The organism is Erythrobacter mangrovi (genome assembly GCF_013260645.1).
Taxonomy (GTDB): domain Bacteria; phylum Pseudomonadota; class Alphaproteobacteria; order Sphingomonadales; family Sphingomonadaceae; genus Qipengyuania; species Qipengyuania mangrovi.
On record NZ_CP053921.1, the window covers coordinates 507,538 to 520,708 of the forward strand.

Below are 13,171 nucleotides of genomic sequence, written 5' to 3' on the forward strand. Positions count from 1 at the left end.
CTAGAGACCGTTGCGCATGAAACCGGATAGCGTCCCTGAAGCCGTGCTCGATCGGATCGATGCCGACACCATGCTGCGCGAGGTGCAGGATTGGGCCGCGATCAACACCGGCACAGCCAATATCACCGGGCTCGACCGCATGGCGGGCGTGCTGGCCGATGCCTTCGCGACGTTGCCGGGAGAGGTCGAGCTGGTCGATCCGGCGCCGGTCAGCGCGATTGCCTCCGACGGGCGCGAATTCGACAAGCCGCACGGCCGCCACATGGTGCTGCGCGTTCGCCCCGAGGCGGAACGGCGTTTCGTCCTGACCGGGCACATGGACACCGTCTTCCCGGTCGACCATTCATTCCAGCAAGTCGGCTGGCTCGACGAGCAGACGCTCAACGGCCCGGGCACCGCCGACATGAAAGGCGGGATCTGCGTGATCCTCCATGCCCTGCGGGCCTTCGAGGCGACGGCCGGTGCAGCGCGCGTCGGCTATGACGTAATGATCAATTCGGACGAGGAAACCGGCAGCCTCGCCAGCCGTAGCCTGATCGAGGAGCTGGCGCGGGGCAAATACGCCGCGCTGACCTATGAGCCCAGCGCCTTGCCTGACGGTACACTGGCCCATGCGCGTGGTGGCACGGGCAATTACTCGATAATCATTCACGGCCGATCCGCCCATGCCGGGCGCAACCCGCACGAGGGCCGCAATGCCATCGTTGCCGCGTCCGACCTGGTGCTGCGCATCGCGGCACTGGCGGCGGAGGACATCACCGTCAATCCGGCGAAGATCGAGGGCGGCAGCGCCAACAACGTCGTGCCCGACCTCGCCGTGGTACGGTTCAATATCCGCCCCAAGTCGACCGAGGCGATGACTCGCTTCGATACCCAGCTCGACAGCGTGATCGCCGCGATCGCTGCCGAACGCGACGTTCACATCCATCGCCACGGCGGCGTCACCCGGCCACCCAAGCCGGTGGATGCCAAGGCGCAGCGCCTGTTCGACCTGGTGCGCGATTGCGGCGCCGAACTGGGCCAGTCCATCGGCTGGATACCCAGCGGCGGAGTGTGCGATGGCAACAATATCGCCGCCTGCGGCGTGCCCGTGGTCGATACCATGGGCGTGCGCGGCGGCGCGATCCATTCACCCGACGAATTCATGATCGTCCCTTCGTTGAAGGAACGCGCAGCTTTGAGCGCGCTGGTCCTCACGAAGCTTTCCACCGGAGACCATTTGTGACCTTCCGCCTTCGTGCCGCCAATACCGGCGACCTCGAACACCTCTATGAAATGGCGAAGCTTACCGGCGGCGGCTTCACCAACCTTCCCGCCGACCGCGGCGCGCTGGGCCGCAAGCTGGAGCGCGCGGCCGCCGCATTCGGGCGCAAGGACGACGAGATCGGCGACGACCAGTTCGTGCTGATCCTCGAAGACAGCAAGACCGGCGAAGTGCGCGGCACCTGTCAGTTGATGAGCATGGTCGGCCAGCAATGGCCATTCTATTCCTATCGCCTCAACACGCTGACGCAGCACAGCCAGGAACTCGACCGCACCGTCCGCGCGGAACTGCTCAACCTCGTCACCGATCTCGAAGGTTCGTCCGAGGTGGGCGGGCTGTTCCTCCATCCTGCCGCACGCGCGGGCGGGCTGGGCCTGTTGCTCGCACGCAGCCGCTACCTGTTCGTGGCGATGCACCGCAGCCGCTTCGCCGACCGCATCCTTGCCGAGCTGCGCGGGGTGATTGACGACCGCGGTGGTTCACCCTTCTGGGATGGGGTCGCCGGACGCTTCTTCGGGATGGGCTTCCAGGAAGCCGACTATTTCAATGCCATCAACGGCAACCAGTTCATCGCCGACCTGATGCCCAAACACCCGGTCTACGTCGCCATGCTCAACAGCGAAGCTCGCAAGGTGATCGGCGTGCCGCACCCCACCGGACGGGCTGCCATGCGCATGCTCGAGAATGAAGGCTTCGCGGCGGAAGGCTATGTCGATATCTTTGACGGCGGCCCGACCATGACCGCACGCACCGACCAGGTGCGGAGCATCCGTGATGCGGTGGCTGCCAGGCTGACGGCTACCGATCTGGACGAGGGCGAAAAGGCGCTGATCGCGACCGGCCACCTCGACACGTTCCGCTGTGCCTATGGCCTTCGCGAACTGCGTGAGGACGGCACCATCGCCATCGATGCGAAGTGCGCAGACGTGCTGGAAGTCAGCAAAGGCGACGAACTGTGGAGTGTGGCACGATGAGCGGGCTGGTCGAGATCAACTTCGACGGGATTGTCGGCCCATCGCACAATTACGCCGGCCTCAGCCTGGGCAATATCGCCAGCGCGAGCCACAAGGGCGACCCCAGCTACCCGCGCGCTGCAGCACTGCAGGGCATCGGCAAGATGCGCGGCAATATGGAACGGGGTCTGGCGCAGGGTTTCCTGCTGCCCCTGCCACGTCCCAATTTCGCGCTGTTGCGCGACCTTGCGCTGGATGCACATACCGATCGCGCGCTGCTAGCCACGGCGTGGTCTGCCAGCTCGATGTGGACCGCCAATGCCGCAACTGTCAGCCCCGCCCCTGACACCGCCGATGGACGCTGCCACCTGACCCCGGCGAACCTCGTCACCATGCTCCATCGCGGGCAGGAATGGCGCGACACGCAGCGCCAGCTGAAGATCGCCTTTGGCGACGACCGACACTTTAAGGTGCACGATGCCATACCCGCCAGCTTCGGCGACGAGGGCGCGGCGAACCACATGCGTTTCTGCGAGGGCCACGGTGCCCCCGGTGTCGAGGTCTTCGTCTACGGCCGGCCGGGCGGACGCTTCCCTGCACGCCAGCATGAACAGGCCAGCCGCGCGGTTGCGCGCCTGCACGGGCTCGATCCCGACAAGTGCCTGTTCATCGAACAGAACCCCGAAGCCATCGCGGCTGGTGCGTTCCACAACGATGTCGTCGCCGTCGCCAATGAACGGGTGCTGTTCACCCACGAACGCGCCTTTGCCGACAATGCCGTCGCCTGCGAAACCATTGCATCGGCATTCCCCGCGCTGCAGGTGGTCGAGGTACCCGAAAGCGCGGTGAGCCTTGAAGAGGCGATCAAGACCTATCTCTTCAACGCGCAGCTGCTGACCCTGCCTACCGGCGAGATGGCGCTGGTGGTACCCGAGGAATGCCGCGAGAGCGCCGCGGTGTGGAGCTGGTGCGAAGGCATGCTCGCTTCGAACGGCCCGATCCGCAAGGTGATTCCGGTCGACGTGCGCCAGTCGATGGCCAATGGCGGCGGCCCCGCCTGCCTGCGGCTGCGCGTGGTGGCCGATCCGGCGACCGTCGACGCGCGCTTCCTCCTCGACGAAGCCAAGGCCGAGCGGCTGGAGTCGGTCATTGCGGAAATGTGGCCCGAGCAGATCGATCCGGTCGACATCGGCTCGGAGAGCCTCGCCAAGACCGTGATCGAGGCGCGCGAGGCGCTGCTAACTGTCCTATCCTTGGACGTTCTCGCATAAGCCGGGCAGCCACTGGTTAACGCGCTGGACTCGTTTCGTCGGCCCACCTTACACTCCGTGGCACATTAACTATTGGATATGGCTGATTCCCGTCGCTGGCACGGGATTTGCACTCCAACAGGTTAACAAAGGAGCGGTGCTTAGGCGTGCTGAAGAAGGTGAAACGGCTGTTCGTGATCAAGACGCGCTTCGAAGCGTATCTGATCATCTACGCCCTCGCCCTCGGCGCAATGACCCGCGGCGCGAACTACACTCAGCAATTCCCCGGTTTCGGCGGATACCTGCTGATGGCGGCCACCGCAGGCGCGGTGTTCCTTGGCGGAGCGAAGATCCTCGACGCGATCCGCTATGAGCAGGAAAAGCGTAAGGAAGATGCCCTCAACGGCGAACAATCCTAAACGCGAACCTATCCGGTCAAACTTACGCACAGACCTAGGCAAATTTGTAGCGCGGCAAACGCAAGGCAAATTTCCCAAAAAGCGCAATCCACGAACTGTAAATGTAGTCTGCCAAACGACGTGGCGGCTCTTGCCCACGCTTGTCGAGATAGGATAGTCGCACAAGAGGGGTAGGCAAATTTAGGGAAGTCCAGAGCGCCAAATGATTGCCCCCCGAAAACTCAAGATATTCGCCATTTCGTTCTTGTTGTCCCTGCCAATCAACATCGTCAGGGCAGGTGAACCTGCCGCCTACGAAATGCCACGGACCCAGGTCCTCGCTATCGAGGATGCTGCGAACGATAGGCAGTATGAGCTCTATATCAAACTGCCCGATGGTTATTCCGAGAGCACTGATAAGCAATATCCGGTCGTCTATACGACTGATGCCAAATGGCACTTGGACATGCTTTCCGGCGCTACCGAATATCTGATGTCGGATTCGATCCTAGTTGGTATTTCATGGCAGACCAATCTCGGGGCCGATGAAGAACATCACAGCCGGTTTCGCGATTATACTACATTCCAGGTCGACAACCAGGAGCTGCAATCACAGTACAATTTCGGGCAGGCGAACAAGCACCTCGCCTTCATCCGTGACGATGTGATCCCGCTGGTCGCAAGCAAATTTCGTGCGGAACCCAACGAACGGACTTATTTCGGTTACTCGCTCGGCGGGGCCTTCGGCGCATATGTATTGTTTGCCGAGCCGGATCTGTTCCAGAATTACATTCTTGGTAGCCCGGCCTTCAGCGCCAAGAGTGCCACGCAGATCGACCAGGCAGAAGCACAATTGGCGCCTCAACAATTGGCCGATGTAAATGTCTTCGTCTCCATTGGAGAACTGGAAGAGTCCGAAATGGAGATCACCGAGGAATTCGTGTCAGTGCTCAATCGTCGGAATGGAAATGGCCTGGTGGTTACTGGATTGGAGATCATCGAAGATTCCGATCACGGCACCGCATTTCCCGCAACCACCCTACGCGGCATCAAATGGCTGGCCCAGGCCAGAAGCTATGAATCTAGCGGCCATTAAACGAATATAGGGCGTATCGATGAGCTGAGGCCAGACTGACAAACCTGGTCCAACTGGCCCAAATTCAAATGGAAAAATACCCGACGATTCGGGGGCAATTTGGCCTTGCCCTTGCCTTGCGCTAAACCTGATTGCAATTCCAACGATCGCAGACATCGGAAGGGGAACTGTGATGCGAAGGGCGATACTGGCTTTAACGCTAGCTGGTGCGCTGTGGGCATGCGCTGGCGGGCAACGCGAACCCGACCAAACCGCCGAAAATGTGATGGAACTAGAGATCGACGGGCTGTCTTTCATCGGGCCGGATGAAATCGGCTCTGGCTGGACCACGGTGCGGATCAACAATGATTCGGGAATGGAACATTTCGGGTTAGTATATCGCCTGCCCGATGGCGTAACCGCGGAAATGATTGGCGAACAAGTGGTCAAGCCGATCCAGCACAGCCTTACAGCCAGCATTGCAGGCGACAAGGAAAAGGCTGCCGAGATCGCCGCAACCATCCCCGCATGGATCGCCGACATTGTCTACTTTGGCGGGCCGGGCATGATGTCTAGCGGCGTAACCGGCGAAGCGACAATGTATCTCGAGCCCGGCAATTACATCGTCGAATGCTATGTCAAAACCAATGGCATCCAGCACAACTACCATCCAGAGCCGGGTATGCATGGCATGGTCTTGGCATTTACCGTGCGCGACGAAGATGGCAGCATGGCAGAGCCCGATGCCAATGTAACGCTCGATATCTCCAATAGCGGCTATTCCATTTCGTCAGGTCAGTTCAGGCCGGGCGAAAACCGCGTTCGGGTGAATTTCGTTGAGCAGCAGCTCTATAATGATTTCGTCGGCCACGATGCACATGTGTTCCGGATCGATGAAGATACAGACGTCGACCGCGCAGCCAACTGGATCAATTTCTTTCCCGATGATGGCCAGCAAACCCCTGCACCAGCGCATTTTGTCGGCGGCATCCACGACATGCCTGAAGGATCAACTGCCTATTTCAAACTTGATCTGGAAGCAGGTGACTACGGTATCGTCGCAGAGATCCCAGACGCAAAGGGTGCTGGATTATTCACGCGGTTTAGCGTCGCAAGCGATTAGAGCGATAATTCAAGTTTTATGAAGGTGAGGGTTTCTGTTGCTAGCTACCCTCGGAGCCCCGGAATCCGCTTCTGTTGCCCGGTGGGTCCAACCGCGCTTTAGCTTTGTAACTTCAGGGCGTTAGCCCATCACATTACGCTGCGAGAGCGAGTGCTTCGTTATCGTTGGCACTTGTGTGTTTTGAGCCTTGAACGGGTTACTCAGCCCGGGCGAAAACAATGTCTTTCAACACACGTCGATCCTGGTTCGGCCCCATCATCGCAAGCGCCCGATCATTCGGTCCGTCGCTTGCGGTGGTGGAGCCGCCGGGTACTGCCCCCGGGTCCGTTGTGCCTATTGCACACCGCAATTTATCGCCATAGCCGGCCGAAACCGGCAGGCCCTATATAGGCCCCGCCAGCTTAATGTGAAGTGACTGCGGCCGCCAAGGCGGTCAGGCGCTATTTCTTCAGCGCGTCGCGGATCTCGGTCAGCAGGTCGATTTCGCTGGGTCCCGAGGGTGCTTCTGCAGCGGGTTTTTCCTCGAATTCGGCCATCGCCTTCTTGGCGTAACGCACCAGCAGGAAGATGATGAAGGCGAGGATCACGAAGTTGATCACCGCGGTCACGAAGCTGCCGTAACCGATCATAGCCGCACCCGCCTCCTTGAGTGCGACATAGTCCGTCACCGAGCCTTCATAACCTTCGGGCACCGAAAGCAGCCAGAAGTAGCGCGAGAAATCGGCGCCGCCGAACAGCGCTCCGACGATGGGCATGATCACTTCGTCGGTTAGCGATGTCACGATCTTGCCGAAGGCGGCACCGATGATCACCGCAACCGCGAGATCCATGACGTTGCCCCTGGCGATAAACTCCTTGAATTCTTTCAGCATACATAACCCCTGCTTAACCACTTTGACCCACGCCCTGCCTGCCATGGCCTCCCATTTCCGACAAGGGCTCGTTAATCTTGAACAGCCGCACAAGCGTGCTATCTTACTAAGACACTTTCCATGAATCCCCACGAGAGGACTGTGCCCATGACCCGTTTCGCTTCCCTCCGCACATCGATCCTTGCTGCAGCAGCGCTCGCGCTTTCGGCCTGCGGCATCAACTCGGTGCCCGCCGCGGAAGAAAACGCCAAGGCCAAGTGGGCCGATGTCGAGGCGGCCTTCCAGGAGCGCGCCAACCTGATTCCCAATCTCGAACAGATCGTATTGTCCTCGGCCGAGCAGGAGCGCGCCACGCTCGACGCAGTGGTGCAGGCCCGCGCCTCGGCCACCCGGCCGGAGATCAAGGTCAGCGGCGACGACCTCAATGATCCCGCGAAGATGCAGGCCTACCAGCAGGCGCAGAACCAGCTGGGCGGTGCGCTGTCGCGCCTGCTAGTTTCGGTCGAGCAGTATCCCGAATTGCGGAGCCAGGAGAACTTCGGCCGCTTCATGACCCAGATCGAGGGCCAGGAGAACCGCATCCGCGTGGCCATTCGCGACTACAACGAGGCGGTACGCCAGTATAACACTACCATCCGTACCTTCCCCGACACGATCGGCGCGAACATCATCCATGGTGCCGAGCCGATGGTACCCTACGAAGCGGTGAGCGAAGGGGCCGAGGTTGCGCCCGAGCTGAACATGCGCGCGGAAACCCCGGCGGCCAACTGACCGCCGCGGGGAAACCGCACTCATGACCCGGCTCATCCACTTCCTGATCGCCCTCGCGGCAGCCCTTGGCCTTGCGGTCCCGGCTGCCGCGCAGGATTTTCCCGACCGCGGCACCGCGCCGGTGGTCGATGCGGCGAACATTATCGACGATGCCACCGAAGTCGCATTGACCGAAAAACTCGACGCTTTCGAAGAGCGCAACCAACGCCAGTTCGTGATCGTCACCCTGCCCAGCCTCGATGGCTACGATATTGCCGATTATGGCTATCAACTCGGTCGCGCCTGGGGCTTGGGAGACAAGGAACGCAATGACGGGATAATCCTCATCGTCGCGCCGAACGAGCGCAAGATGCGGATCGAGGTCGGCTACGGCCTCGAAGGCGTGATCCCCGATGGCCTCGCCTTCGAATATGTCGAGGGAATGAAACCGTTCTTCCGCGACGGGGATTTCTCGGGCGGGATCGCCTGGGGCGCCGACCAGATCATCCGCCAGCTTGAACTCCCGCCCGAAGAAGCGGCCAAGGTCGCCCGGCAGGCCGACCAGAGCCGCGAAGGGGAAGGCGGCTTCCCGCTCGGCGGCTTCATCTGGCTGGTCTTCATCTTCCTGTTCTTTGTCCTCCCCGCGATCCGCGGCGGGCGACGCCGTCGTTATCGCTCGGGCCTGGGCGGTGCTGTCGGTGACATCATCCTGTGGGAAGCCGGCAAGGCGATTGCGCGCGGCCTCAGCGACCATGATGACTGGGGCGGTGGCGGCGGCTGGGGCGGCGGTGGCGGCTTTGGTGGCGGAGGTTTCTCTGGGGGTGGCGGAAGTTTCGGGGGCGGTGGCGCCTCCGGGGGGTGGTAATGGCATATCTGACCGCAGAGCAGCACGATATCGTATCGGCCGCGGTGGCGCAGGCCGAGCTTGAGACTTCGGGCGAGATCGTGACCGTGCTCGCCGACCGCAGCGATGGCTATACTGACGTCGCGCTGTGGTGGGCGGTCGGCGCCAGCTTCACCGCGATGAGCGTCTTTGCGCTGTTTCCCGAATTCACCCTTGGCAAGATCGACCGACTGATCGGCGGCTGGACGCATGACTGGACCATGGGCGAAGTGCTGACCATCGCACTCGGCATCGGCCTCGCAAAGTTCCTCGGGGTGCTTGCCATCCAGATGTGGCAACCGTTCAAGTTCTGGCTGGTCCCTCCGGCGGTCAAGCGTAGCCGCGTGCGTGAGGCAGCGGTGCGCCATTTCAAGGTCGGCGCCGAACGGCGCACGCATGGCCGCACCGGCGTGCTGCTCTATCTCTCGATGCGCGAGCACCGGGCTGAGATCGTCGCCGACGTCTCGATCGCCGAGAAAGTCCCGGCGGAAGTCTGGGGCGAAGCCATGGCCGACATGCTCGCCGAAATTCGTCAGGGCCGACTGGCCGAAGGCCTTGCCGCGGGTGTGCGCGACGTGGGCAAGGTGCTATCTGAAGAATTCCCGCGCGCCGATGACGACGTCAACGAACTGCCCGACCGGCTGATCGAGGTCTGATCATGGCGGTACCCGATCATGATGCAGACGAGGAAATCGTCTGGGAAGGCCGCTACGTGGTCGCCAAGAAACGCGGCCGCTGGGAGTATGTCGGGCGTAGCCGCAATATCCGCGCGGCAGTGATCCTGGCGGCAGAAGACGCGCACGTGCTGTTGGTCGAACAGTTTCGCGTGCCGCTGGGCCGCAATTGCCTGGAACTGCCCGCAGGCCTGATCGGCGACGATGACGAAACGCCAGACGAGGATGCGCTCGCCGCCGCTGGGCGCGAGCTCGAGGAAGAAACCGGTTATCGCGCCGCCAAACTGGAAGATATGGGCACCTTCTATTCCTCGCCCGGCATGGTCAGCGAAAGCTTCACGTTGGTTCGTGCACGTAAACTGACCAAGATCGGCGACGGCGGCGGAACCGAAGGCGAGAACATCACCGTCCACCGCGTCGCGCTCGACGCCCTGCCCGACTTTATCGCCGCGAAGCGCAACGATGGTTGCGGGATCGACGTGCGCATGCTCTTGCTGCTGGGACAAGGAATTCTGGCAGGAGAGTGACAATGACTGGACGGTGTGCGGGCAAGCTCGCGCTGGTAACTGGTGCGGCGCAAGGCCTGGGGCGCGCGCATTCGACGCGGCTGGCTGAAGAAGGGGCACGGGTCCTGTGCACCGATATCAACGGCGCTGGCGCGGAAGAAACCGCAGCGAAGATCAACGCCCAGCTTGGCGCCGGCACCGCCTTCGCGTTCCAGCATGACGTGACCGATCCCACCGCGTGGGAAGCCGCGGTTGATGCGGCACGCGAGAATCTTGGCGGGCTGAACGTGCTGGTCAACAACGCTGGCATCGGCGTGGGTGGCAATATCGAAACCTGCAGATTCGAAGACTGGCAGCGCTGCTTCTCGGTCAATGTCGATTCGATCTTCCACGGCTGTCAGAAGGCCCTGCCGCTGATGCGCGAGCATGCGCCCGGTTCGATCATCAACATTTCCAGCATCGCCGGGCTGATCGCCAGCGATACCATGCCGGCCTATAACGCTTCGAAGGCGGCGGTGTGGATGCTGAGCAAGTCGATCGCGCTGCATTGCGCCAAGAAGAACATGCAGATCCGCTGCAATTCGGTGCACCCTACCTTCGTCGACACGCCGATCCTCGACGGGACGGCGCGCAACCACAATCTCGACAAGGGTGTGCTGATGGACAAGCTGGCGCGGCAGATCCCGCTCAAGTTCGTCGGCGAACCCAACGATATCGCCAATGCGGTGGTCTATCTGGCAAGCGACGAGAGCCGTTTCATGACCGGTGCCGAGCTCAAGCTCGATGGCGGTATTTCGGCAATGTAGAATCAAGAGAGGGGCCAGACGGCCCCTCCCGGTTTTCTTTGATGTGAGCCACGGCCGGCACGAAAACCGGGACGGTTGGCGCGGAGCCGTGGTCAGTCTGCGATCAGCGCGATCGCGATGTAGATCAGGATGAAGCTGCCGAAGCCGAGCAGTGCACCCGCGACGAAGCCCAGGCGGACCCAGGTGGCGTCGATCCCGAAGTAACGGGCGATGCCGGCGCAGACACCCCAGATCTTGCCGTTGTTGCGGTCGAGCGCAAAGCTCTTGGCAGGGCGGACGGCACGGTCGTCTTCACGGAACTTGAGGTCGTTCATGCCCAGACTCCATTGGGTGAGGCGGGGACGATGGCCGTGGCGAAAAAGATCACCGAGAGGGCCAGCGAGAAGGCAGCGGCGGTAAGCTTGCTGCTAGTTTCAGAGGTAAACATAGGTCCTTTCCTTGTATTCGTGCAAGTGGTCAGCGCGTCAGGCGATGAACACGGTGGGGCTGGCGGGGACGATCGCGGCGGCCATGCAGAGAGCCGAGATGCCCAGGGCGAAGACGGCGGCGAGAGCGCGGTTGCTGGCATAATCGAAAGCAGACATTGTGGTACTCCTTGAAACTTGGTGTTGGTCTCCCGGACCATCCGGGTGATGTCTCATGGATTGCACGAGGCGTGCCAAACTTGAAAAACGGCAGAATTCAGCCGTTTTTACCTGAACCCACTGATCCGAGCTTATTCATCGATCCGAAAGGTTGGGATTTTTTCCCAACATTTAGATTTACGTCTTTCGAGTGGCGACACAGGGCCTTGCGCGCTATCGCTCCACCCGTCCCATGGCGCTCGATCGCATCACCCTGTCCGACTTTCGCAACCACGCCGCGACCGAGCTTTCGGTCACGGCGCGCTTCAACCTGCTGGTAGGCGAGAATGGCGCGGGAAAGACCAATGTGCTTGAGGCCTTGTCGCTGCTCGCGCCTGGCCGCGGATTGCGCCGGGCAGCCTTGGCGGAAATGGCCCGTTCCGGCAGTGCCGCTGGATTCTCCATCGGCGCGGACCTGATGCAGGAAGACGAGCCGGTGCGCCTCGGCACCTATCTCGAACCCGCCAGCCAGGGGCGCCGCCGCGTACGCATCAACGGTGCCGAAGCCACCGCAGCGGCTTTGGCCGAGTGGCTAGCGGTCACCTGGCTCACGCCCGCGATGGACGGGCTCTTCACCGGTTCGGCCGGTGATCGACGGCGGTACATGGACCGCCTGGCGCTCGCACTCGACCCTGCACACGCCGTGCATTCAGCGCGCTACGAGGCAGCGTTGCGCGAACGCAACCGCCTGCTTTCCGACCAGCGCGAACCCGACCCGAGCTGGCTCGACGCGATCGAGGCGCAGATGATCGAACACGGCAGCGCACTGATGGCTGGTCGCGCACGACTCGTCGAAGCACTCGCCGTGCGCCTGGCTCGGATGCCTGCCGAACCCTTTGCCCGCCCCGCCCTCACCTATATGCCCGGCGCGCCGGAGCATGAAGGCGGCCTATCACAGGCACTCTATGACGGACGCCGTCGCGATCGCGCGGCCCAGCGTACGCTATCCGGTCCGCACCGTGACGAACTCGACGTGATCCACGCCGCCAAGCGCGTGCCCGCCGCGCAAAGTTCGACCGGAGAGCAGAAGGCCATGCTGGTGGCGATTACGCTCGCCCATGCTGCCCTCGCCGCGCAGGGCCGCGCCAGCCTGCTACTGCTCGACGAGGTCGCCGCGCATCTCGATCCGGTGCGCCGCGCCGCGCTGTTCGACCAGCTGCGTAGCAGCGGGGCGCAGGTATGGATGACCGGCACCGAACTCGCGCCGTTCGAAAGCGTTGCGAGCGAAGCCGCCACCTGGCGCGTCGCCGGCGGTTGCGTGGAGCGGGCCTAGCCTGCCGGAGGCAAGGCAGCCTCTACCTCTTCAAGTGTGTCCTCTACCAAGAGGTCTATGCCTTCAATCGTGGGGTGGATCCTGTCCTGCTGGAACAGCTGCGGCTTGTCATAGATCGCCTCGAGCCAGAACGGCACCAGCTTGGCCCCGTACTGCTTGGCAAGATCGCCGTAGAGTCCGTCAAACTCCGCCTGGTATTCGGGCCCGTAATTGGGCGGTGCACGCATGCCCATGAGCAGCACGGGAATCCCCCGCGACTTCGCCTCTGCCAGCATGGCGGCGAAATTGGCGCGGGTCTCGTTGGGTTGCAGGCCGCGCAGCATGTCATTGCCGCCCAGCTCGATCATGATCAGGTCGGGCTTCACTCTTTGCCCATCGAGCGCGAAGGCAAAGCGCTTGGCCCCGGCGGCACTGGTCTCGCCGGAGACCGCCGCATTGGTGATGATGGCGTTGATGCCCTGCTTGCGCAACGCAGCTTCAAGCTTGGTCGGATAGGAATGGGTCAGGCCCACGCCATAGCCCGCGAACAGGCTGTCGCCGAAAGCGAGGATGTGGCGTTCCGGGCCCGCGACCTCGATCCGCGCGGGCGCGGCGGCTTCGGCCTCCGACTTTTCGGTCACCGCCGCATCGTCTACCCCACCCCCGCAGGAAACGAGCAGCAGAGCAATAGACACTATCGACCAACGGCTGGCGATCATCGGCAAGTTTCCTTGTGCAACCT

The 13,171-nt window shown here is 62.0% G+C and carries 17 protein-coding genes and 1 other RNA gene; 12 read left to right on the forward strand and 6 right to left on the reverse strand.

The features are described from left to right. Positions 1 to 16 precede the first annotated feature (16 nt). From HQR01_RS02560 to HQR01_RS02585, 6 genes are all read left to right on the forward strand, one after another. Entirely contained in the window at positions 17 to 1,225 is a 1,209-nt protein-coding gene (locus tag HQR01_RS02560; RefSeq protein WP_173212280.1) for a hydrolase, read from the forward strand. Next, positions 1,222 to 2,238, forward strand: a complete 1,017-nt coding sequence (locus tag HQR01_RS02565) for an arginine N-succinyltransferase (protein WP_173212282.1) — start codon at positions 1,222 to 1,224, stop codon at positions 2,236 to 2,238. Before HQR01_RS02560 ends, HQR01_RS02565 begins: the two co-directional genes overlap by 4 nt. Then, positions 2,235 to 3,488, forward strand: coding sequence for an N-succinylarginine dihydrolase (locus HQR01_RS02570; protein ID WP_173212284.1), 1,254 nt, complete (start codon positions 2,235 to 2,237; stop codon positions 3,486 to 3,488). The genes HQR01_RS02565 and HQR01_RS02570 overlap by 4 nt, the downstream gene beginning before the upstream one ends. 146 nt (positions 3,489 to 3,634) lie before the next feature. Continuing rightward, the gene (locus HQR01_RS02575) at positions 3,635 to 3,886 is read left to right on the forward strand and encodes a hypothetical protein (protein ID WP_173212286.1); all 252 of its coding nucleotides are present in this window, start codon (positions 3,635 to 3,637) and stop codon (positions 3,884 to 3,886) included. Positions 3,887 to 4,088: 202 nt separating this feature from the next. Further along, positions 4,089 to 4,961 (forward strand): alpha/beta hydrolase, encoded by an 873-nt coding sequence (locus HQR01_RS02580; RefSeq protein ID WP_173212288.1) that lies wholly within the window; start codon positions 4,089 to 4,091, stop codon positions 4,959 to 4,961. 169 nt (positions 4,962 to 5,130) lie between these two features. Next, positions 5,131 to 6,063 carry a hypothetical protein gene (locus HQR01_RS02585; protein WP_173212290.1) on the forward strand — a complete coding sequence of 311 codons (933 nt, stop codon included), beginning with the start codon at positions 5,131 to 5,133 and terminating at the stop codon, positions 6,061 to 6,063. Positions 6,064 to 6,123: 60 nt separating this feature from the next. On the opposite strand, the gene ssrA is transcribed toward HQR01_RS02585, so the two are convergent. Next, positions 6,124 to 6,478: a transfer-messenger RNA gene (gene ssrA / locus HQR01_RS02590) on the reverse strand. 25 nt (positions 6,479 to 6,503) lie between these two features. Beyond that, positions 6,504 to 6,935, reverse strand: coding sequence for a large conductance mechanosensitive channel protein MscL (mscL, locus tag HQR01_RS02595; protein ID WP_173212292.1), 432 nt, complete (start codon positions 6,933 to 6,935; stop codon positions 6,504 to 6,506). A 147-nt stretch (positions 6,936 to 7,082) separates the two neighbouring features. On the opposite strand from mscL, the gene HQR01_RS02600 reads away from it, so the two are divergent. Genes HQR01_RS02600 through HQR01_RS02620 form a run of 5 tightly spaced genes read left to right on the forward strand, consistent with a single transcriptional unit; the run spans position 7,083 to position 10,554 of the window. Next, complete coding sequence (locus HQR01_RS02600; protein WP_173212294.1) at positions 7,083 to 7,706, forward strand: LemA family protein; 624 nt, start codon at positions 7,083 to 7,085, stop codon at positions 7,704 to 7,706. A 22-nt stretch (positions 7,707 to 7,728) separates the two neighbouring features. After that, positions 7,729 to 8,550, forward strand: coding sequence for a TPM domain-containing protein (locus HQR01_RS02605; RefSeq protein WP_173212296.1), 822 nt, complete (start codon positions 7,729 to 7,731; stop codon positions 8,548 to 8,550). Further along, positions 8,550 to 9,224 carry a TPM domain-containing protein gene (locus HQR01_RS02610; protein WP_173212298.1) on the forward strand — a complete coding sequence of 225 codons (675 nt, stop codon included), beginning with the start codon at positions 8,550 to 8,552 and terminating at the stop codon, positions 9,222 to 9,224. Before HQR01_RS02605 ends, HQR01_RS02610 begins: the two co-directional genes overlap by 1 nt. 2 nt (positions 9,225 to 9,226) lie before the next feature. Further along, positions 9,227 to 9,769, forward strand: a complete 543-nt coding sequence (locus HQR01_RS02615) for an NUDIX hydrolase (RefSeq protein ID WP_173212300.1) — start codon at positions 9,227 to 9,229, stop codon at positions 9,767 to 9,769. Between the two features lie 2 nt (positions 9,770 to 9,771). Further along, on the forward strand, positions 9,772 to 10,554 hold the full coding sequence (locus HQR01_RS02620) for an SDR family oxidoreductase (RefSeq protein ID WP_173212302.1): 783 nt from the start codon (positions 9,772 to 9,774) through the stop codon (positions 10,552 to 10,554). A gap of 92 nt (positions 10,555 to 10,646) precedes the next feature. On the opposite strand, the gene HQR01_RS02625 is transcribed toward HQR01_RS02620, so the two are convergent. The 3 genes from HQR01_RS02625 to HQR01_RS02630 are packed head-to-tail and all read right to left on the reverse strand — an operon-like array spanning position 10,647 to position 11,138. Then, on the reverse strand, positions 10,647 to 10,868 hold the full coding sequence (locus HQR01_RS02625) for a PspC domain-containing protein (RefSeq protein ID WP_173212303.1): 222 nt from the start codon (positions 10,866 to 10,868) through the stop codon (positions 10,647 to 10,649). Continuing rightward, the gene (locus HQR01_RS15390) at positions 10,865 to 10,981 is read right to left on the reverse strand and encodes a recombination protein F (protein WP_371830733.1); all 117 of its coding nucleotides are present in this window, start codon (positions 10,979 to 10,981) and stop codon (positions 10,865 to 10,867) included. The genes HQR01_RS02625 and HQR01_RS15390 overlap by 4 nt, the downstream gene beginning before the upstream one ends. 37 nt (positions 10,982 to 11,018) lie before the next feature. Further along, a complete protein-coding gene (locus tag HQR01_RS02630) occupies positions 11,019 to 11,138 on the reverse strand; it encodes a recombination protein F (RefSeq protein ID WP_173212305.1) in 120 nt (39 codons plus the stop codon). A 232-nt stretch (positions 11,139 to 11,370) separates the two neighbouring features. Here HQR01_RS02630 and recF point away from each other — a divergent pair, with 232 nt between their 5' ends. Next, on the forward strand, positions 11,371 to 12,450 hold the full coding sequence (gene recF, locus HQR01_RS02635) for a DNA replication/repair protein RecF (RefSeq protein WP_173212308.1): 1,080 nt from the start codon (positions 11,371 to 11,373) through the stop codon (positions 12,448 to 12,450). Here the strand turns inward: recF and HQR01_RS02640 are convergent. Then, entirely contained in the window at positions 12,447 to 13,148 is a 702-nt protein-coding gene (locus HQR01_RS02640; protein WP_173212310.1) for an arylesterase, read from the reverse strand. The genes recF and HQR01_RS02640 overlap by 4 nt on opposite strands. Positions 13,149 to 13,171 lie beyond the last annotated feature (23 nt).

Coding starts and splice junctions, on each gene's coding strand:
- recF (WP_173212308.1), top strand. CDS start 11,371: ATGGCGCTCGATCGCATCACCCTGTCCGACTTTCGCAACCACGCCGCG.
- HQR01_RS02610 (WP_173212298.1), top strand. CDS start 8,550: ATGGCATATCTGACCGCAGAGCAGCACGATATCGTATCGGCCGCGGTG.
- HQR01_RS02630 (WP_173212305.1), bottom strand. CDS start 11,138: ATGTCTGCTTTCGATTATGCCAGCAACCGCGCTCTCGCCGCCGTCTTC.
- HQR01_RS02605 (WP_173212296.1), top strand. CDS start 7,729: ATGACCCGGCTCATCCACTTCCTGATCGCCCTCGCGGCAGCCCTTGGC.
- HQR01_RS02600 (WP_173212294.1), top strand. CDS start 7,083: ATGACCCGTTTCGCTTCCCTCCGCACATCGATCCTTGCTGCAGCAGCG.
- HQR01_RS02620 (WP_173212302.1), top strand. CDS start 9,772: ATGACTGGACGGTGTGCGGGCAAGCTCGCGCTGGTAACTGGTGCGGCG.
- HQR01_RS02560 (WP_173212280.1), top strand. CDS start 17: ATGAAACCGGATAGCGTCCCTGAAGCCGTGCTCGATCGGATCGATGCC.
- mscL (WP_173212292.1), bottom strand. CDS start 6,935: ATGCTGAAAGAATTCAAGGAGTTTATCGCCAGGGGCAACGTCATGGAT.
- HQR01_RS02580 (WP_173212288.1), top strand. CDS start 4,089: ATGATTGCCCCCCGAAAACTCAAGATATTCGCCATTTCGTTCTTGTTG.
- HQR01_RS02640 (WP_173212310.1), bottom strand. CDS start 13,148: ATGATCGCCAGCCGTTGGTCGATAGTGTCTATTGCTCTGCTGCTCGTT.
- HQR01_RS02625 (WP_173212303.1), bottom strand. CDS start 10,868: ATGAACGACCTCAAGTTCCGTGAAGACGACCGTGCCGTCCGCCCTGCC.
- HQR01_RS15390 (WP_371830733.1), bottom strand. CDS start 10,981: ATGTTTACCTCTGAAACTAGCAGCAAGCTTACCGCCGCTGCCTTCTCG.
- HQR01_RS02570 (WP_173212284.1), top strand. CDS start 2,235: ATGAGCGGGCTGGTCGAGATCAACTTCGACGGGATTGTCGGCCCATCG.
- HQR01_RS02615 (WP_173212300.1), top strand. CDS start 9,227: ATGGCGGTACCCGATCATGATGCAGACGAGGAAATCGTCTGGGAAGGC.